We start from the raw sequence: 16,284 nt of genomic DNA, 5'->3' as shown, positions 1-16,284 counted from the left end.
CGGCTTATTTGGCAGCGTTATCGAGACTGGCTGTTTCCTGCTTCGGCGCCGGCATGGACCGGTCGGCGGGCAGGGTGAAATAGAAGGTCGCGCCGCTGCCCGGCGCGCTCTTCACCCAGATCTCGCCGCCATGACGCTCCACGGCCTGACGCACCATCGCCAGCCCGATCCCCGTGCCCGGATAGGCCTCGTGCGAATGGAGGCGCTGGAAGGGCGCGAAGATCTTTTCGGCAAACTTGATGTCCAGACCGATGCCGTTATCGCTGACGGCAATGATCCAGCGATCGCCATCCCGGCGCGCGCTGATGTCGACTTCCGGTGTGGCAAAGCTGCGGTATTTCAGCGCGTTGCCGATCAGGTTCTGGAAAATCTGCGTCAGGATCACGGGGTCCGCCCGCACGGTCGGCATGTCGCCGATCTCGATGCGGGCATGATTCTCCGACACCGAGGCGTCGAGGTTTTCCAGGGCCTGGGCCACAGGGCCGGTCAGGTCGACGGGCTGATATTCGAAAGGCTGGCTGGCCAGGCGCGAATAGGTCAGGAGGTCGTCGATCAGGCGCTGCATCCGGTGGGCGGCATCGACCAGGAATTCCAGATTGCGTCGCCCGTCCTCGTCGAGGCGTTCGCCATAGCGGCGGCGGACCAGGCTGGAGAAGGCGGCGATCTTGCGCAGCGGTTCCTGCAGGTCGTGCGAGGCGACGGTGGCAAACTGGTCGAGCTCGCGATTGGAGCGTTCCAGAAGCAGATTGGCCTCGCGCAGGGCCGTCACATCGGTCAGCGTCGCATAGCTGCGCAGCGGCTGTCCGTCGCCGTCGCGTTCCAGGAAGGATGAGAGCAGCACGTCGATCGTGCTGCCGTCAGACCGCAGGAAGCGATAGGGGACGTTGGTGTTGGAGCCTGTGCTGAAGAGGTTGGGCAGGTTGGTTTCCACGGCCCGTTTGCGCGACTCGGCATCCAGAAAGTCGATCGACCTGCGGCCGATCACGTCTTCCCGCCGATAGCCCAGATGGGCAAGCCAGTAATCGCTGACCTCGACGATAAAACCATTGCCGTCGATCGTGTGCATCATCGCCGGCGTGGCGCGGAAAATGCGCTCGAACCGCATCTGGCGGTCTGCGAGCTCCGCCTCGGCCCGGTGCGCCGCATCGATATTCCAGATCACGCCGCTGATGACACGCGGCAGTCCGTCCGCATCGCGTTCGACGACGCTGCCGGTCGAGCGGTACCAGGTCCAGTCGCCATTGCGGTCGCGCACGCGGTGCTCGGCATCGACCGCGCCGTGGTTCGGATCCCGGAAGGCCTGGCGGGCCATGTCGACCGCCGGAAGATGATCCGGGTGCAGCCGTGAGAACCAGTCTTCCAGGGCGAGCGTGGCTTCGGTTTCATCGGCGATGAGTTCTGCGACAATGGTGCCCTGGAGCGTGACGGTCTGGCTTTCGGTCTCGATGCGCCACAGTCCCACCGATGCCGCGTCCACCGCTTCGGCGAGCTGCTGTTCTCGCTGGCTGAGCCGGCGTTCGGTGCGCACGCGTTCGGAAATATCGGTAATGAAACCGTCGGCGACGCGCGGCGCGCCATCTTCGTCATGCCGGGAGACGCGCCCGCGGACGTGAATGTGGATCCAGCCGTCCGCTTCGGACCGGTAGCGCACGACCGTGTCGATGGACGCGGTTTCGCCGTCCGCCATCGAATCGACGATATGCCGGGCTTCGTCCGCGTCGTCGGGGTGAATCCGGGCGGCCCAGTCGTCATAGGTGATGCGGGCGTCGCGCGGCGGCAGGCCCATCATTTCCGAAATGATCCCGGTGACCTCGCCGACCCGTGTCTGGAGATCGAAATGCCAGGCGCCTTCGCGTGCGCCGGCGAGTGCCTCGCGCAGGCGTGCCTCGCTCTGGTCTAGCTCGTCGCGCAGTCGGCGCTCCTCGGTGATGTTGATCACGGTGCCGGCGATACGGGCCGGGCTGCCTTCGGCGGTCCAGCCGACGATCTGCCCGCCGGCCCGCAGCCAGAGCAGCTCGCCGTCACGGCCCTGCATGCGGAACTCCCAGGTTCGCGAACTTGGCGGTCCGGATGGTGAGTGCCGGCGAACCTGCAGCAGGCGCTGGAAGCGTTTGCGGCCATCTTCCAGATCGTCTTGTGCAATGGCATCGGCCCATCGCTGTGCCGGCACGGTCTCGTCGCTGCCGGTCAGGCCCAGAAGACTCGCCAGCAGGCCGGAGGCCCGGAGCGTTCTGCCTTCGACGTCGAGGCTCCAGGCCCCTTCATTGGCCGAATCGACCGCTTCGCGCAGCATGCGTTCATTGGCGGCAAGACGGGATTGCAGGACCTTGCGCTCGTTGATGTCGGTCAGAATGCCCGCCGCGAGGCGTCCCTCGGCATCCTCGCTGAGCCGTCGGCCGCGCGAGCGCAGCCAGGTCCAGCTGTCCGTGCGGGCGTCGCGCAGCTGGTATTCCACATCCATGCGGTCGGACTCCCCGGCCGCCAGCGCATCGATCTGGGCGGTCACACTGCCACGCTGATCGGTGTGGATCCGGTCGAGCCAGTCGGCGGTATCGATCTGCGTCCGGCCGGGCTCGAGGCCCAGCATGTCGCGAATGGGACCGATTAGTGTGACGCGCCCCGTCTCCGTATCCAGCTCCCAGACGCCGCAGGACCCGGCATCGATGGCGTTGGCCAGCTGGCGTTCGCGCTCGGCCAGCTGTTCCTCCAGCGACTGGCGCTCGGTGACGTCGGAGATCACGCCGGACAGGCGCAGCGGGGATCCGTCGCGCGCGAACTCGGATACCCGGCCGCGCATTTCCAGCCAGCGGGGCTCGCCATCGGCCCGCGTGGCCGGGAAGGTGACATGCAGGGCCTCGCCCGGCGCGCGCGACAGCCGGCCGATCGCACTGGCGACCGTGTCGCGCATGTCGGGAGCGATCACATCCAGCAGGCGCTCCAGCCGGATCGTGGCATCGGACGTCTGGATGCCCAGGAACTCGTTGATGAAGCCGCGCGACGAGCCGAGACCGGTCGCAAGATTGAGCGAGAAGGCGCCCTCATTGGCCGAGGCCAGGGCGGCGCGAAGCTGGATGTCGCTGGCTTCCAGCCGTGCCTGCAGCGAACGCTCCGCCGAAACGTCACGAATGATCAGCAGCGTGCCCAGCAAGGCTTCGTCATCGCCGGCGATGCGGCTGGCAACGGTCTCGCCATCGAGAACGCGCCCGCCGCGGGCCCGGTAGCGGGCGGTGAATTCGTGCGTCTCGCGGTCTGTATCCAGCCCGAAGCCGGCTTCGGCCAGGGCGTCGAAATCACGGGGCGAGGCGAACAGCACATCGCCGCGCTGGCCGGCGAGGCTGGCTTCGGTCTGTCCGAAAAGGCGCGTCGCTGCGGGATTGGCGCTGTCGATCCGGCCCCTGGTGTCGAGCATGATGACGGCGACCGGCGCAGCGCGATAAAGCGCGCGCAGCATTTCCGCAGCGTTCGCAGTCATCCTGTCATCCGGTCAGATCTTCGTCCCAAATGCCCGATCGTGCCATGCATCGGTCTCAGTTTGCATCAATCGCGTATATCATGGGAAGGGTTTCCGTAGCGGGCGCCCTGAAGAGGCAAGTTCCGCCGCCGGATCGCTGCATTCGACCATGATGCGGGTACTGGTCAAGGCGGATTCCGTCGATATGCTCCCCCGTTTCGAGCGTGTGTTTGAGGAGTTGTGCTTTGTCCGACACAGGAGGCGTCCGCAAGGATACTGCGCCTATACTGCAGGTTTCCGACCTGACGGTGGCCTTCGATACGCCGGATGGAACTGTGAATGCGGTCAAGGGCGTGTCGCTGAAGATCGATCCCGGCGAATGCCTGGCGGTGGTCGGCGAGTCGGGCTCGGGCAAGAGCCAGACCTTCCTCGCGGCGATGGGTCTGCTGGCCTCGAACGGCAAGGCCACGGGCTCGATCAAGTATCGCGACAAGGAAATCCTTGGCCTGCGGCCGCGCCAGCTGAACAGTGTGCGCGGCCGTCACATGACAATGATTTTCCAGGATCCGCTGACCTCGCTGACGCCGCACATGCGGATCGGTGCCCAGATGCAGGAAGTTCTGGGCATCCACATGAAGCTGAAAGGCGCCGACGCGGAGAAGCGCGCGCTGGAATGGCTCGACCGGGTGCGCATCCCCGAGGCCGCGCGCCGCCTGAAACAATATCCGCACGAGCTCTCCGGCGGCATGCGCCAGCGTGTCATGATCGCCATGTCGATGCTGTGCGAGCCGGATCTTCTGATCTGTGACGAACCGACCACCGCGCTCGACGTGACGGTCCAGGCCGAAGTGCTGGACATCATGGACGAGCTGAAGCGCGATACCGGTGCGGCGCTGGCCCTGATCACCCACGATATGGGCGTGGTGGCCCGCATGGCCGACCGGGTCCAGGTGATGAAGGACGGCGTCTATGTCGAGGAAGGCACGGCGGAAGCGATTTTCGACGCACCGCAGAACGCCTATACGCGCATGCTGCTGGACGCGATGCCGCGCCTCGACCAGCCGGACCGCCCGGGTCACACGCCGCTGGCCCCTGTCGCTGCAGGCGCCGATGCCGAGCCGCTGCTGTCGGTCGCCGACGTCAAGGTGCAGTTCCCGATCCGCGTCTCCGGCGGTCTGCAGCCGCAATACAAGACGCTGCGCGCTGTCGACGGCATCACCTTCGACCTGAAGCCCGGCGAGACGCTGGGCGTGGTGGGCGAATCCGGTTGCGGCAAGTCGACCCTCGCGCGCGCCGTGCTGCGCCTGGTGCCGTCGACGGAGGGCACGGTGTCCTGGATCGGCCGCGACCTGCTGGGCCTGAAAAAGGACGACATGCGCAAGACGCGGGAAGATCTGCAGATCGTCTTCCAGGATCCGCTTGCTTCTCTCGACCCGCGCATGACCATCGGTGCCTCGATCGAGGAGCCGATGCTCACCTTCCGCAAGTCGATGAAGAAGAAGGAACGGACCGAGGCCGTGCGCGAGATGATGAAGCGCGTCGGGCTCGATCCGAACATGATCAACCGCTACCCGCACGAATTGTCCGGCGGCCAGAACCAGCGGGTCGGCATCGCGCGGGCGATGATCCTGAAGCCCAAACTGGTGATCTGCGACGAGGCGGTGTCCGCGCTCGACGTGTCGATCCAGGCCCAGATCGTCGAGCTGCTGATCAAGCTGCAGCAGGAAATGGACCTGTCGATGATCTTCATCTCGCACGACCTGTCCGTGGTCCGCGAGATCTCGCACCGCGTGATGGTGCTGTATCTGGGCCGCGTGGTGGAGATGGCCGATCGCGACCAGATCTACGAGGATGCGCGCCACCCCTATACCCAGGCGCTGATCTCTGCCGTGCCGGTGCCCGATCCCAAGGTCGAGAAGAACAAGGTCCGCATCAAGCTGGATGGCGAGCTGCCCTCGCCGATGGATACCCGCGCCCAGCTGCGCTTCATGAAGTCGAAGCTGATCGACGATCCGGATGCGGAGCAATACCGCCCCGAGCTGGTCGAGGTCGTGCCGGGCCACTGGGTTGCCGAACACGATCCCGTCGAGGCGTGATCTGCATCACGTGACTGCAGTCTGACGGGGCTTTCACTCGACTTGCGGCTGCAGATCGCTAGGCTCGGCCCGCTGAAAACAGGGGGAGCCTCATGTCGCAAGGTCCGGTGTACGAAGTATTCAAGCGCGTATCGCTGATCGCGATGGCCGCATTCCTTGTGGCCTGCCAGCCGTCTGCCGAGACGCCGCAGGAGCAGGACTACACCTGGGTCCACGAGGTCTCCGATCTGCCGGCCGATCCGGATGTGCGCTACGGCCAGCTCGACAACGGGTTGCGCTATGCCATCCGCCAGAACGACACGCCGCCGAATGTCGCCTCCGTACGCCTGGTCTTCAATGTCGGCTCGCTTGCGGAAGCGGAGGACCAGCGCGGTCTGGCCCACTTCATCGAGCACATGGCCTTCAACGGCTCCGCCGAAGTGCCCGAGGGCGAGATGGTGCCGCTGCTTGAGCGTCACGGCCTGCAATTCGGTCCCGATACCAATGCCTTTACCGGCTATGAGACGGTTGGCTATCAGCTCGACATCCCCGAAGTGGACGAGGAAACGGTAGATACGGCGCTCTTCCTGATGCGCCAGACCGCCAGCGAACTCCTGATGGACAGCGAGGCGATCGATCGCGAGCGCGGCGTCATCCTGTCCGAGGAGCGTTTCCGCAACACGCCGATCCGCCGCTGGAACACGGCGCTGTGGCGCTTCCGCCTGCCGGATTCGCTTGTGCCCGACCGCGATGCCATCGGTACGGTCGATGTGATCGAGACCGCTCAGCGCGAGCGCTTTGTCGATTATTACGAGAATTTCTACGTGCCGCAGCGCGGCATGCTGGTCGTCGTCGGCGATGTCGACCCGGACACGATCGAGGCCAAGATCCGCGACGCGTTCGCCGACTGGCAATCCATCGAGGATCCGCGCGGCGATCCGGATATCGGATCCGTCACCGAGGGCCGTCCGCTTTCGGTGGGCTATCTCCACGACCCGGAAATCTACACCATCTTCACGGTCGACGCCGTGCGTCCCCACGAGGACGAGCTGGATACCACCCAGGCCCGCTTCGAGAACAATCTGGCCAATCTGGGCGATGCCATCCTGTCGCGCCGCTTTGCGACGCTGACCAGTTCCGGCACCTCGCCGCTGATCCAGGCCTCGGCCAATCACGGTTCCGATTTCGAGATCGCCGACCGGGCCACGGTGCTGGCCATCATGCGGCCGGACCAGTGGCAGGACGGGATCGCCGTGGTCGAGCAGGAGCTGCGGCGGGCCGTCGAGCATGGCTTCACCGAAGCCGAGCTCGCCGAGCAGATCGCCAATATGCGCACCGCCCTGCGCGATGCGGCCGACCAGGCCGGCACGCGCACCAGCGCCAATCTCGCCGACCAGACCTGGTCGATGTGGCGCCAGGACCAGGTGCTGACCACGCCGGCTTCCATGCTGGAGCGGTTCGAGGCGTCGCTGGACGATGTCACCGTCGAGGCCGTCAATGCGGCCTTCCGCGAGCAGTGGGAGGGGGTTGAGCCGCTCCTCTATCTGGCCTCGCCGATGGAGCTGGAAAATCCGGAGGACGAGATTCGGCAGGTCTGGACGGAAAGCCGTGAGCAGCCCGTCGAGGCTCCGGAAGACAGTGGCGCGACCGAGTTTGCCTATGGCGATTTCGGCCCGGCCGGCGAGGTGGTCTCGCGCGAGGAGATCGAGGATCTCGGCCTTGTGCGCTTCCGGTTCGAGAACGGCGTTGCCGTGACCTTCAAGCAGACCGATTTCGAGGATCGCTCGATCCGGGTGCGTCTGGATTTCGGCCGCGGCGAGCTCGAGCCGCGGGCGCAGGACGGTGTCGACATCATTTCCGGTTCGGTCTTCACCTCGGCCGGTCTGGGCGAGCACAGCGAAGACGAGCTCGGCCGTGTCCTGGCCGGCCGCAATATCGGCTACGGCTTCGGCGTGGGCGATGACAGCTTCTCCTTCCAGGCCACGACGACCCCGTCGGACCTGCGGGTGCAGTTCGATCTTCTCACCGCCTTCCTGACCGATCCGGGCTGGCGCCAGGAAGGTCTGGACCAGTTCCGCGCCGTCATCCCGGAAATCCGCCGCAATCTCTATTCCTCGCCGTCCGGCGTGCTGCAGGCGGATGTCACGCGGATGATCCGGGGCGGCGATCCGCGCTATGGCCTGCCCGATTCCGAGCAGGTTGCCGCCATCGACATGGCCGCCGTCCAGGCTTTCCTGGAGCCGGCCCTGGAGGAAGCACCGATCGAGGTGACTGTGGTCGGCGATGTGTCCGAGGCGGATCTCGTCGCGGCGCTGGCCCCGACGCTCGGTGCGCTGCCGCAGCGCGCTGGGAGCTGGCCGGACTATGACGAGGCCCGCACCATCCGCTTCCCGGACCCGGTCGAAGAGCCTGTCGTGCTGTATCACAACGGTCCCGACTACCAGGCGATGGCGAATGTCTACTGGCCGACCTTCGACGACAGCGATCCGCGCCGCACGCGGGCCCTGTCGTTGCTGCGGGCCGTGTTCGATCTCAAGCTGACCGAGCGCTTGCGCGAGCAGGAGGGCTTCACCTATTCGGCCTTCAACAATACCAACACGTCCGACGTCTATCCCGATTACGGCTATCTCTATGTCGGGGCCGATGTCCGCATCGAGAATGTCGACGCGACCTATGCCGCGATCGAGGAGCTGGCGGCCGACCTCGCCGCGGGCGAGATCACCGAGGACGAAGTGCTGCGGGCCCGCCGTCCGCTGCTCGAACAGATCGAGAATGCGTTCGAGAACAACGGCGCCTGGATGAGCTGGCTGGCGCAGTCCTGGTCGCACCCGGACCGGCTGGAGCGGATCCGGGCCCTGACCGCCGACTATGAGAGCATCACGCGTGAGGATCTCGTGGCGCTCGCCGAGACCTATCTGCAACCGCAGGACAGCTGGCGCGTTACTATCCTGCCGCGTGACGGCGAGTGAGTACCCGGAGGGTTTGAGAGATGAAGACATTCAGCTGGTTGACGACTGTTGCTGTTCTGGGCCTCGTTGCAGGCTGTACGGCGGCGCCGCCCGCGACGGACGCGGAAGCCATCGCCCGGGCCCGCAGCTGCAACACGCCGGACGACACGGCCATCCTGACAGTGGACGCGCCGGAAAGCCGTCCGAGCGCGCAGGAAAATGCCGACGCGGCGACGGCCTATCTCGACAGCGTCCGCGAGGAACGCTGCGTGTTCGAACTCGACAATGGTCTTGTCTTCCGCATCCGCCAGTCGGCCGGTGAGGATGCCCTTTCGCCGGAACGCGGCGATCTGGTGACGGTGCATTATCGCGGCCTGTTTCCGCACGGCGAGGAGTTCGACTCCTCCTATTCACGCGGCCAGCCGGCAACCTTCCCGTCCGACCGCCTGATCCGCGGCTGGGTCGAGGCCCTGCCGCTGATGCGGGTCGGCGAGACTTGGGAACTCTACATTTCGCCGGATCTGGGCTATGGCGTGCGCGGCACGCCGGGCGGACCGATCGGTCCCAACCAGGCGCTGGTCTTCCAGCTCGAGCTGGTGGGGCTGCCTGAAGCTGAAAACGGCGAGGCCGATCCCGCGGACGATGCCGGCTAGAGCATTTTCAGCAAAAGTGGGAACCGGTTTTGCGGTTCGAAAATGCGATCGCTCAACAAAAAAGCTGGAGCAATTTCATTGGCATCGATGGCCGTGAAATTGCTTTAGCGCGACAGGCGCAGATTCGTCAGGTCGCCGGCGATCATCTCGAACGTGTCCCGCAGCGCCTGGTTCGACGGCGAGTCGAAATACAGGCTGGGATGCGAGGCACAGTCGCGCATCATGTTCCGGGTCGAGCTTGAATTGACCTGGAAGGTGATCGTGTAGACGCGGATGCCCTGGGCCTTGGCATAGTCACAGGCCGCTTCGGTGCGTTCGTCGAGCTCGTTCGACAGAACGCCGCCGCTGGATGTGCGAATGCCCAGACGGCCGTCGCGGGCATAGCCATAGGCCTCGTAGTCCGACATCAGGTTTGTGTTTCGGCCGGACATGACATTGTCGCCGTCGGTCAGGATCACCATGGCCTTGATGACCTCGTCATCGTCATAGCCGGTGCCTTCGGTGAAGGGTTCGCCGGGCGAGATGACGCGGATGCCCCAGCCGATGCCGTTGGGAATATTGGTATTGCCACTGGCTTCCATGTCGCCGATGGCGTTCTCGACCGTGCGCTGGTTCGAGGTCAGCGGCGTGATCGGCGTCGTGGTGCAGGACCGGTTGGGATAGCCGGACCAGACCGAGGCATTTTCGTATTTGGCGATGTTCTCCAGCCGCTCCTCGACACCGCCACTGGTGCCGTCATTGAGATAGCTGTTCGAGAAATAGCCATTGTCCGGCTCGTCCGGTGCGAAATAGGGTACGAACAGGGTTGCCGGGTTGCCGGCGCTGGGCGGCGTGTCCTCGATGTCATGCGGCAGAGCGCGTGCTTCGACACAGCCCATCCATTCGGCATTGCGCAGCTCGTCATAGAGGTCCCAGTGATTGACCTCGATCGTCTCGGTCTCGCAGCGCCGCCGCCAGCCCCAGCCCGAACAGGTCTCGATCTCGATCTCGCCATTCGGTCCGGCCCACTCGGCATGCTGCGGTGACAGGGCGTCCGGATCGAGCCACCAGGCGCGCTCATACTGGGTGCCGACATTCACCGTCGCCGCGAAGGGCACGAGGCCGATCTTCACGTCGGAGGGTTCGTCGGCCGCCTCGAACAGGATTTCGGTCAGCAGTTCGGCACTGTCGCGCAGCGAGCGGATCTTCGAGCCGCCCATCGAGCCGGTATTGTCGAGCACCATGACCAGTTCCAGCCGCTGGCGGGCCCGCTGGACCTCGCTCTCCCAGCCGACCGTGAGATGGTCGATCCCGGCCAGTCCGAGCATGATGGTGTTCACCGTGGCCTCGCCGGTCACGGTCACCGTGTCGGTGTCGTCGTCGATCACCACCGTGACGCTGGTCACCGTGCCGACGCGATTGTTGGGATAATTGGCGGCAATGAAATCGTTCGCGATGCGCAGGGCGTCGGCATCGGACAGGCTGGTATTCACACCCACGGCCAGCGCAGCGGCGTCGAGCGCCTGCGACAGGCGGGTCCGTGCAGTCATGGCCTGGTTCAGGTCGACGGCACCGCCCGCCAGCAGCGTGATCGGCATCAGCGACAGCGCGAAGATCATGGCCACATTGCCGCGCCGGTCGGCGAGGAATGCGCGCAGGTTTTTCAACAGCCTGGCAAGCGGCATGACGGAATCCCGTTCGAACTCGCTAAAATGCTAGCGGTTCTGAATTAAGGGCACGTTATCCCGCAGGGTTTCCGGAGGGTTAAGCGCCTACCGGGAGAGGCGCAGATTGGTCAGGTCGCCGGCAATCATCTCGAAGGCACTGCGCAGCGCCGATTCCGACGGCGAGTCGAAATAGAGATAGGGGTTGCTGGCGCAGTCGCGCATCATGTTGCGGGTCGAGGTGGAGTTGACCTGGAAAGTGATCGTGTAGACCCGGATGCCCAGCGACTTGGCGTATTCGCAGGCGGCCAGCGTACGCGCGTCGAGCGCGTTGGACAGCGTGCCCGAGCTCGAAGACACGACCCCGACCCGGCCGTCGCGTGCATAGCCATAGCCGGAATAGTCGGAATAGTTCTGGTTGGACCGGCCATTGATGACGTTCTCGCCATCGGTCAGCACCACCATGGCCTTGATCGTGTCATCCTGGTCAAAAGGCGCGCCGCCGGTAAAAGGCTCGCCGGGCGAGAGCACGCGCACCCCCCAGCCGATACCGTTGGGGATGTTGGTCGTGCCGCTGGCGATCATGTCGCCGATCGCATCGTCGATCGTGCCGCGATGGCTCGTGAGCGGCGTGATCGGGCGGGCGGTGCAGCCCCAGCCCGGACCGGCACCGGAGATCCAGGCATTGGTGTATTTCGACGTGTTGCGCATGCGCGCCCGCTCGTCATATCCGCCCATATCGTCGTCGAGATAATCGTTGGAATAGGAACCGCGGTCGGACTCGTCCGGTGCGAAATAGGGCACGAACAGGGTTTCCGGATCGCCGGCCGAGGGCGGGGTGTCCTCGATATCGTGCGGGATCGGCCGCGCTTCCACACAGCCCGTCCAGTCGCGATTGCGGATGGTGTCATAGATGTCCCAGCGATTGGCGGCCGGGCTGAAATTCTCCGAATGCACCGGCGACAGCCCGTCCGGGTCCATCCACCAGGCGCGATCGAACTGGGTGCCGACATTCACCGTCGAAGAGAAGGGCACCAGGCTGATCCGCAACATGTCGGCATCGGCGCCGTCGAACAGGATATCGGTCAGCAGCAGGCCGGCCGAGCGCAGGCTGGAAATCTTGGAACCGCCCATCGAGCCGGTATTGTCGAGCACCATGACGAGTTCCAGCTCGCTGCGCGCCCGCTGGACCTCGGTCTCCCAGGCAACCGTGAGATAGGGGATGCCGATCAGGCCCAGCACGATGGTCTCGATCTTCGACTCCGCGCTGACCCGCACCCGGTCATTCACCGTGTCCAGTGTCACCACGAGATTCTGCACGCTGCCGATCTCGCGGTTCTGATAGTTTGCCTGCAGGAAATCGCGGGCGAGCGTGGCGGCGTCGGTCTCGCTGATCGAGGTCTGCACGCCGACGGCCAGCGCGGCCGCATCCAGCGCCTGGGACAGGCGGGTGCGCGCATTGAGGGCCTGGTTGAGATCGACGGCGCCGCCCGACAGCACCGTCAGGGGCGTCAGCACCAGCGCGAAAATCATCGCGACATTGCCGCGCGTCGCCCGCGCGAACATCATCATCCGGTTTGCCAGCTTCGTGATCATCGCCCACATGTCCCAGTCGAACCGGGCGACTGTGCCCAAGATCGCGTCCGGGGCGGACTCGCATTTGTCTTTGCCGTAAAAACCCGGCTAACACGTTGGCGACAATATAAATCGGATTGCTCTCATGGCCGCTGCCTCCCCCCATCTCGACACCGCCATCGCCGAACTGCGCGACCTCGTCGCTTTCGACACCACGTCGCGCAATTCCAACCTGCCGCTGATCGACCATGTCGAGGCGAAACTGGTGGCGCTGGGGGCGGTGTGCGAGCGCATTCCCAATGCCGACGGCACGAAGGCCAATCTGCATGCGCGCTTCGGCCCGGCGGTGGATGGCGGCGTGATCCTGTCCGGGCATACCGATGTCGTGCCGGTGGACGGCCAGCCCTGGTCGACCGATCCCTGGTCGCTGACCGAAAAGGACGGGCTGCTCTATGGTCGCGGCACCTGTGACATGAAGGGGTTCTCGGCCTGCATTCTGGCCCTGGCTCCCGCCTTTGCGGCGGCGGAGCTGAAAAAGCCGGTGCATATCGCGCTCTCCTATGACGAGGAGGTGGGCTGCCTGGGCGCGCCGGCCCTGATCGACCGGATCATGGAGGGTCCGGTAAAGCCGGCCATCGTGGTCGTCGGCGAGCCGACCGACATGAAGGTCGTCACCGCTCACAAGGGCCTGTTCTCGCTGACCGTGAAACTGCGCGGCCGCGAGGCGCATTCCTCGCTGGTCAGGGATGGCGCCTGCGCCGTCACCCATGCCGTGCCGCTGATGCAGTATCTGGTCGACGAGGCCGCGAAGATGGAGGCTGCGGCGCCGGCGGACAGCCCGTTCAACCCGCCCTATGGCACGCTGACCATCGGCCAGATGCACGGCGGCACCGCGCTGAACATCCTGGCGCTGGAAGCCGAGTTTGCCTCGCTGATGCGTCCGGCGCCCTGGGATGATGTGAAGGCTATCGAGAAAGGCCTGCGCGAGCGGGCCGCCGCGATCGAGGCGAAGATGCGCGAGGGCGCGCCGGAAGCGAGGATCGAGATCAAGGTGCGCTCGGACGTGCCGGCTTTCGCTCCGGAAGTCGACGGTGCCGCGGAACGCCTCGCCCGCCAGCTCACCGGCGACAATTCCACCCGCGTCGTCTCCTACGGCACCGAGGCCGGCCAGTTCCAGGCCGCGGGCCTCTCCGTCGTCGTCTGCGGTCCCGGCTCGATCTCCCAGGCCCACCAGCCGGATGAGTTTGTGGCGATTGACCAGCTCGATCAGTGCTGCGTGTTCATGGAGAAGCTGGTGCGGGTGCTGGAAGGGTAAGGGCATGTCTCCGACGTCATCCTGACACCCGCTTTCGCGGGCGCAGGCTTCAGTCAGGACCCGGCCCTTCCGTCCGCCTGGGTTCCGGCGTTCGCCGGAATGACGGTGAAGTTTGGTTTGGCGAGTTCTTCCGGCTGAGCAATCACTTGTCTCAAACGGTTTTCCTCCCACAGACCGTCATCCTGACACCCGCTTTCGCGGGCGCAGGCTTCAGTCAGGACCCAGACCAACTGGCCGACTGGGTTCCGGCGTTCGCCGGAATGACGTTGGAGTTCGGTCTGGCAAGTTCTTCCGGCTGAGTGATCACTTGTCTCAAACGGTTTTCCTCCCTCAGACCGTCATCCTGACGAAAGTCAGGACCCAGATCTTCCGCCCGACTGGGTTCCGGCTTTCGCCGGAATGACGGAGATATTCGTTCTGTCCAGCTCTTGCTGCCCGGCCTCAAGCCGTTTCCCACCCATATGATGTCAGCCTGCCACTGCTTTCGCGGGCGCAGGCTTCAGTCAGGACCCAGATCTTCCGTCCGACTGGGTTCCGGCGTTCGCCGGAATGACGGTAGAGAATGGGACACTCAATCCATCGGGGCCCACATCTGGATCGTTTCGTAGAGGTCCTCCCAATCGGGATTGGTGGCCTCAATCAGCTCGAGCTTCCATGCACGGCGCCAGTTCTTGATCCGCTTTTCGCGTTCGATGGCAAAGCCGAAATCCTCGTGAAACTCATACCAGACCAGCCGCGTGACGCCGTACTTTCTGGTGAAGGCCGACCCCTTGCCTTGTTTGTGCAGCATGACACGGTTTGCGATATTGCCTGTCACGCCTGTGTAGAGTGTGCCGTTTCGCTGACTGGCGAGAATGTAGACGCACGGGTGCTTCGCCACTTCTGCCTCCATCCCCGACACCGTCATCCTGACGAAAGTCAGGACCCAGACCGGCTGCTCGACTGGGTTCCGGCGTTCGCCGGAATGACGGCGAAGTTTGGTCTGTCCAGCTCTTGCTGCCCGGCCTCAAGCAGTTTCCCACCCACATACCGTCATCCTGACACCCGCTTTCGCGGGCGCAGGCTTCAGTCAGGCCCCAGACCTTCCGTCCGACTGGGTTCCGGCGTTCGCCGGAATGACGTTAGGAGATGGGGAGGGTTGAGAGTGTGATGGCCGGCACGCGCACACAAAAAAGGGGCGCCGCATCGGGCGCCCCTTTTCTCGTTCCGGTAAGCGGAAACCTATTCCGCCGCGGTTTCCGCGGCTGTCTTGGCGCCTTCGGCGGCTTCCTCGCGGCCCTTGCCCCAGTAGGAGATGCAGGGGATTTTCGTGCGGTCGCAGCGGTCGGCATATTTGCGGGCGATGTCGGTGACCTCTTCCATCAGGCCGTCGGCCAGCGTGGTGGGCTTCAGGCCCATCCGCAGGAAGGTGTCGTTCTCGACGTGAAGCTCGTTCTCGTCGGCCTCGTTGCGCGGGTTCGGGACCAGCTGCATCTCGGCGCCGGCGAGATCGGCGATCATCTTCGCCAGATCGCGCACGCGGTGCGTCTCGGTCATCTGGTTCATGATGCGCACTTTTTCACCGTGCTGGGGCGGGTTCTCGACCGCCAGCTGCACGCAACGCACCGTGTCCTGGATGTGGATGAAGGCGCGGGTCTGGCCGCCCGTGCCGTGCACCGTCATCGGATAGCCCACGGCGGCCTGCATCAGGAAGCGGTTCAGCACGGTGCCGTAATCGCCGTCATAATCGAACCGGTTGATCAGGCGCTCGTCGCGCTTGGTCTCTTCGGTCTGGGTGCCCCAGACGATGCCCTGGTGGAGATCGGTGATCTTCACCTTGTCGTTCTTGTTGTAGAAATGGAAGAAGAGCTGATCCTGGGTCTTCGTCATGTGGTAGATCGAGCCCGGATTGGCCGGATACAGGATTTCCTGGTCCTGCAGGCCGTTCTCGGTCTCCACCTTCACCTTGAGATAGCCTTCCGGGATCTTCATCCCGGCCGTGCCGTAGCCATAGACGCCCATCGTGCCGAGGTGGACGAGGTGGATGTCGCGGCCGCTATCGACGATCGCGGCGAGCACGTCATTGGTGGCGTTGAGATTATTGTCGACGGTGTAGCGCTTGTGGCGGGCCGACTTCATGGAATACGGCGCGGCGCGCTGTTCGGCGAAATGGATGATCGTGTCCGGTGCTTCCGCTTCGATCAGGTCCACCAGCTCCTGGTAGTCCTTGCCGACATTCATGTTCACGAACCGGATTTCACGGCCGGAGACTTCCTTCCAGGCCGCCAGACGTTCCGACATCGGACGGATCGGTGTGAGGCTGTCGACCTCCAGCTCGACGTCGATCATGCGCCGGGACAGATTGTCCACGATGACAACATCGTGACCGAGATTGGAGAGGTGAAGCGCCGTCGGCCATCCGCAGAAGCCGTCTCCGCCCAGAACGATTACTTTCATGTGTTACGCGCCTGCCCTTGACGTGTTGATCAACTGTTGAAAAGGGTTCTCGCAGGGGGGCGGCGGCATTTCAAGTCCTCGCCTGCGAGAGCTGCTGCGCACCGTGGACCGGCGATGCGGGCGCCCGGCCGCGGTTCATCGCCCCAAACGGTAACGTTACCACGAAAAATTATTTCGGCTTTCCGGGA

At 64.5% G+C, this 16,284-nt stretch carries 9 protein-coding genes; 4 read left to right on the top strand and 5 right to left on the bottom strand.

Annotation, left to right across the window (positions count from 1 at the left end):
- Nucleotides 1-4 precede the first annotated feature (4 nt).
- Nucleotides 5-3,472 (bottom strand): PAS domain S-box protein, encoded by a 3,468-nt coding sequence (locus tag JJ918_RS04785; RefSeq protein ID WP_291883996.1) that lies wholly within the window; start codon nucleotides 3,470-3,472, stop codon nucleotides 5-7.
- 224 nt (nucleotides 3,473-3,696) lie between these two features.
- On the opposite strand from JJ918_RS04785, the gene JJ918_RS04780 reads away from it, so the two are divergent.
- The 3 genes from JJ918_RS04780 (at nucleotide 3,697) to JJ918_RS04770 (ending at nucleotide 9,127) form a co-directional block, all read left to right on the top strand.
- On the top strand, nucleotides 3,697-5,547 hold the full coding sequence (locus JJ918_RS04780; protein WP_291883993.1) for a dipeptide ABC transporter ATP-binding protein: 1,851 nt from the start codon (nucleotides 3,697-3,699) through the stop codon (nucleotides 5,545-5,547).
- A gap of 92 nt (nucleotides 5,548-5,639) precedes the next feature.
- Nucleotides 5,640-8,495 carry a pitrilysin family protein gene (locus JJ918_RS04775; protein ID WP_291883990.1) on the top strand — a complete coding sequence of 952 codons (2,856 nt, stop codon included), beginning with the start codon at nucleotides 5,640-5,642 and terminating at the stop codon, nucleotides 8,493-8,495.
- A gap of 20 nt (nucleotides 8,496-8,515) precedes the next feature.
- Nucleotides 8,516-9,127 carry an FKBP-type peptidyl-prolyl cis-trans isomerase gene (locus tag JJ918_RS04770; RefSeq protein WP_291883987.1) on the top strand — a complete coding sequence of 204 codons (612 nt, stop codon included), beginning with the start codon at nucleotides 8,516-8,518 and terminating at the stop codon, nucleotides 9,125-9,127.
- 104 nt (nucleotides 9,128-9,231) lie between these two features.
- Here JJ918_RS04770 and JJ918_RS04765 read toward each other — a convergent pair whose 3' ends face one another.
- Nucleotides 9,232-10,791 carry a pilus assembly protein gene (locus JJ918_RS04765; RefSeq protein WP_291883984.1) on the bottom strand — a complete coding sequence of 520 codons (1,560 nt, stop codon included), beginning with the start codon at nucleotides 10,789-10,791 and terminating at the stop codon, nucleotides 9,232-9,234.
- 87 nt (nucleotides 10,792-10,878) lie between these two features.
- Nucleotides 10,879-12,405, bottom strand: coding sequence for a TadE/TadG family type IV pilus assembly protein (locus JJ918_RS04760; protein WP_291883982.1), 1,527 nt, complete (start codon nucleotides 12,403-12,405; stop codon nucleotides 10,879-10,881).
- A gap of 85 nt (nucleotides 12,406-12,490) precedes the next feature.
- On the opposite strand from JJ918_RS04760, the gene argE reads away from it, so the two are divergent.
- Nucleotides 12,491-13,660, top strand: coding sequence for an acetylornithine deacetylase (gene argE, locus JJ918_RS04755; RefSeq protein WP_291883980.1), 1,170 nt, complete (start codon nucleotides 12,491-12,493; stop codon nucleotides 13,658-13,660).
- 571 nt (nucleotides 13,661-14,231) lie between these two features.
- Here argE and JJ918_RS04750 read toward each other — a convergent pair.
- Together JJ918_RS04750 and JJ918_RS04745 are read right to left on the bottom strand one after the other, a co-directional pair.
- The gene (locus tag JJ918_RS04750; RefSeq protein ID WP_291883976.1) at nucleotides 14,232-14,552 is read right to left on the bottom strand and encodes a GIY-YIG nuclease family protein; all 321 of its coding nucleotides are present in this window, start codon (nucleotides 14,550-14,552) and stop codon (nucleotides 14,232-14,234) included.
- A 329-nt stretch (nucleotides 14,553-14,881) separates the two neighbouring features.
- Nucleotides 14,882-16,096, bottom strand: a complete 1,215-nt coding sequence (locus tag JJ918_RS04745) for an NAD-dependent epimerase/dehydratase family protein (protein WP_291883974.1) — start codon at nucleotides 16,094-16,096, stop codon at nucleotides 14,882-14,884.
- Between the last annotated feature and the right edge of the window lie 188 nt (nucleotides 16,097-16,284).

Origin of the sequence: Maricaulis sp. (genome assembly GCF_017642925.1) — a bacterium.
GTDB lineage: Bacteria > Pseudomonadota > Alphaproteobacteria > Caulobacterales > Maricaulaceae > Maricaulis.
The sequence above is the reverse complement of the archived record's forward strand: the minus strand, read 5'-3'. Positions and strand labels throughout refer to the sequence as shown.

Excerpts from the sequence above, each read along its gene's own strand:
- JJ918_RS04785 (WP_291883996.1), bottom strand. The coding sequence starts at position 3,472 with ATGACTGCGAACGCTGCGGAAATGCTGCGCGCGCTTTATCGCGCTGCG.
- JJ918_RS04775 (WP_291883990.1), top strand. The coding sequence starts at position 5,640 with ATGTCGCAAGGTCCGGTGTACGAAGTATTCAAGCGCGTATCGCTGATC.
- JJ918_RS04770 (WP_291883987.1), top strand. The coding sequence starts at position 8,516 with ATGAAGACATTCAGCTGGTTGACGACTGTTGCTGTTCTGGGCCTCGTT.
- JJ918_RS04765 (WP_291883984.1), bottom strand. The coding sequence starts at position 10,791 with ATGCCGCTTGCCAGGCTGTTGAAAAACCTGCGCGCATTCCTCGCCGAC.
- argE (WP_291883980.1), top strand. The coding sequence starts at position 12,491 with ATGGCCGCTGCCTCCCCCCATCTCGACACCGCCATCGCCGAACTGCGC.
- JJ918_RS04750 (WP_291883976.1), bottom strand. The coding sequence starts at position 14,552 with ATGGAGGCAGAAGTGGCGAAGCACCCGTGCGTCTACATTCTCGCCAGT.
- JJ918_RS04745 (WP_291883974.1), bottom strand. The coding sequence starts at position 16,096 with ATGAAAGTAATCGTTCTGGGCGGAGACGGCTTCTGCGGATGGCCGACG.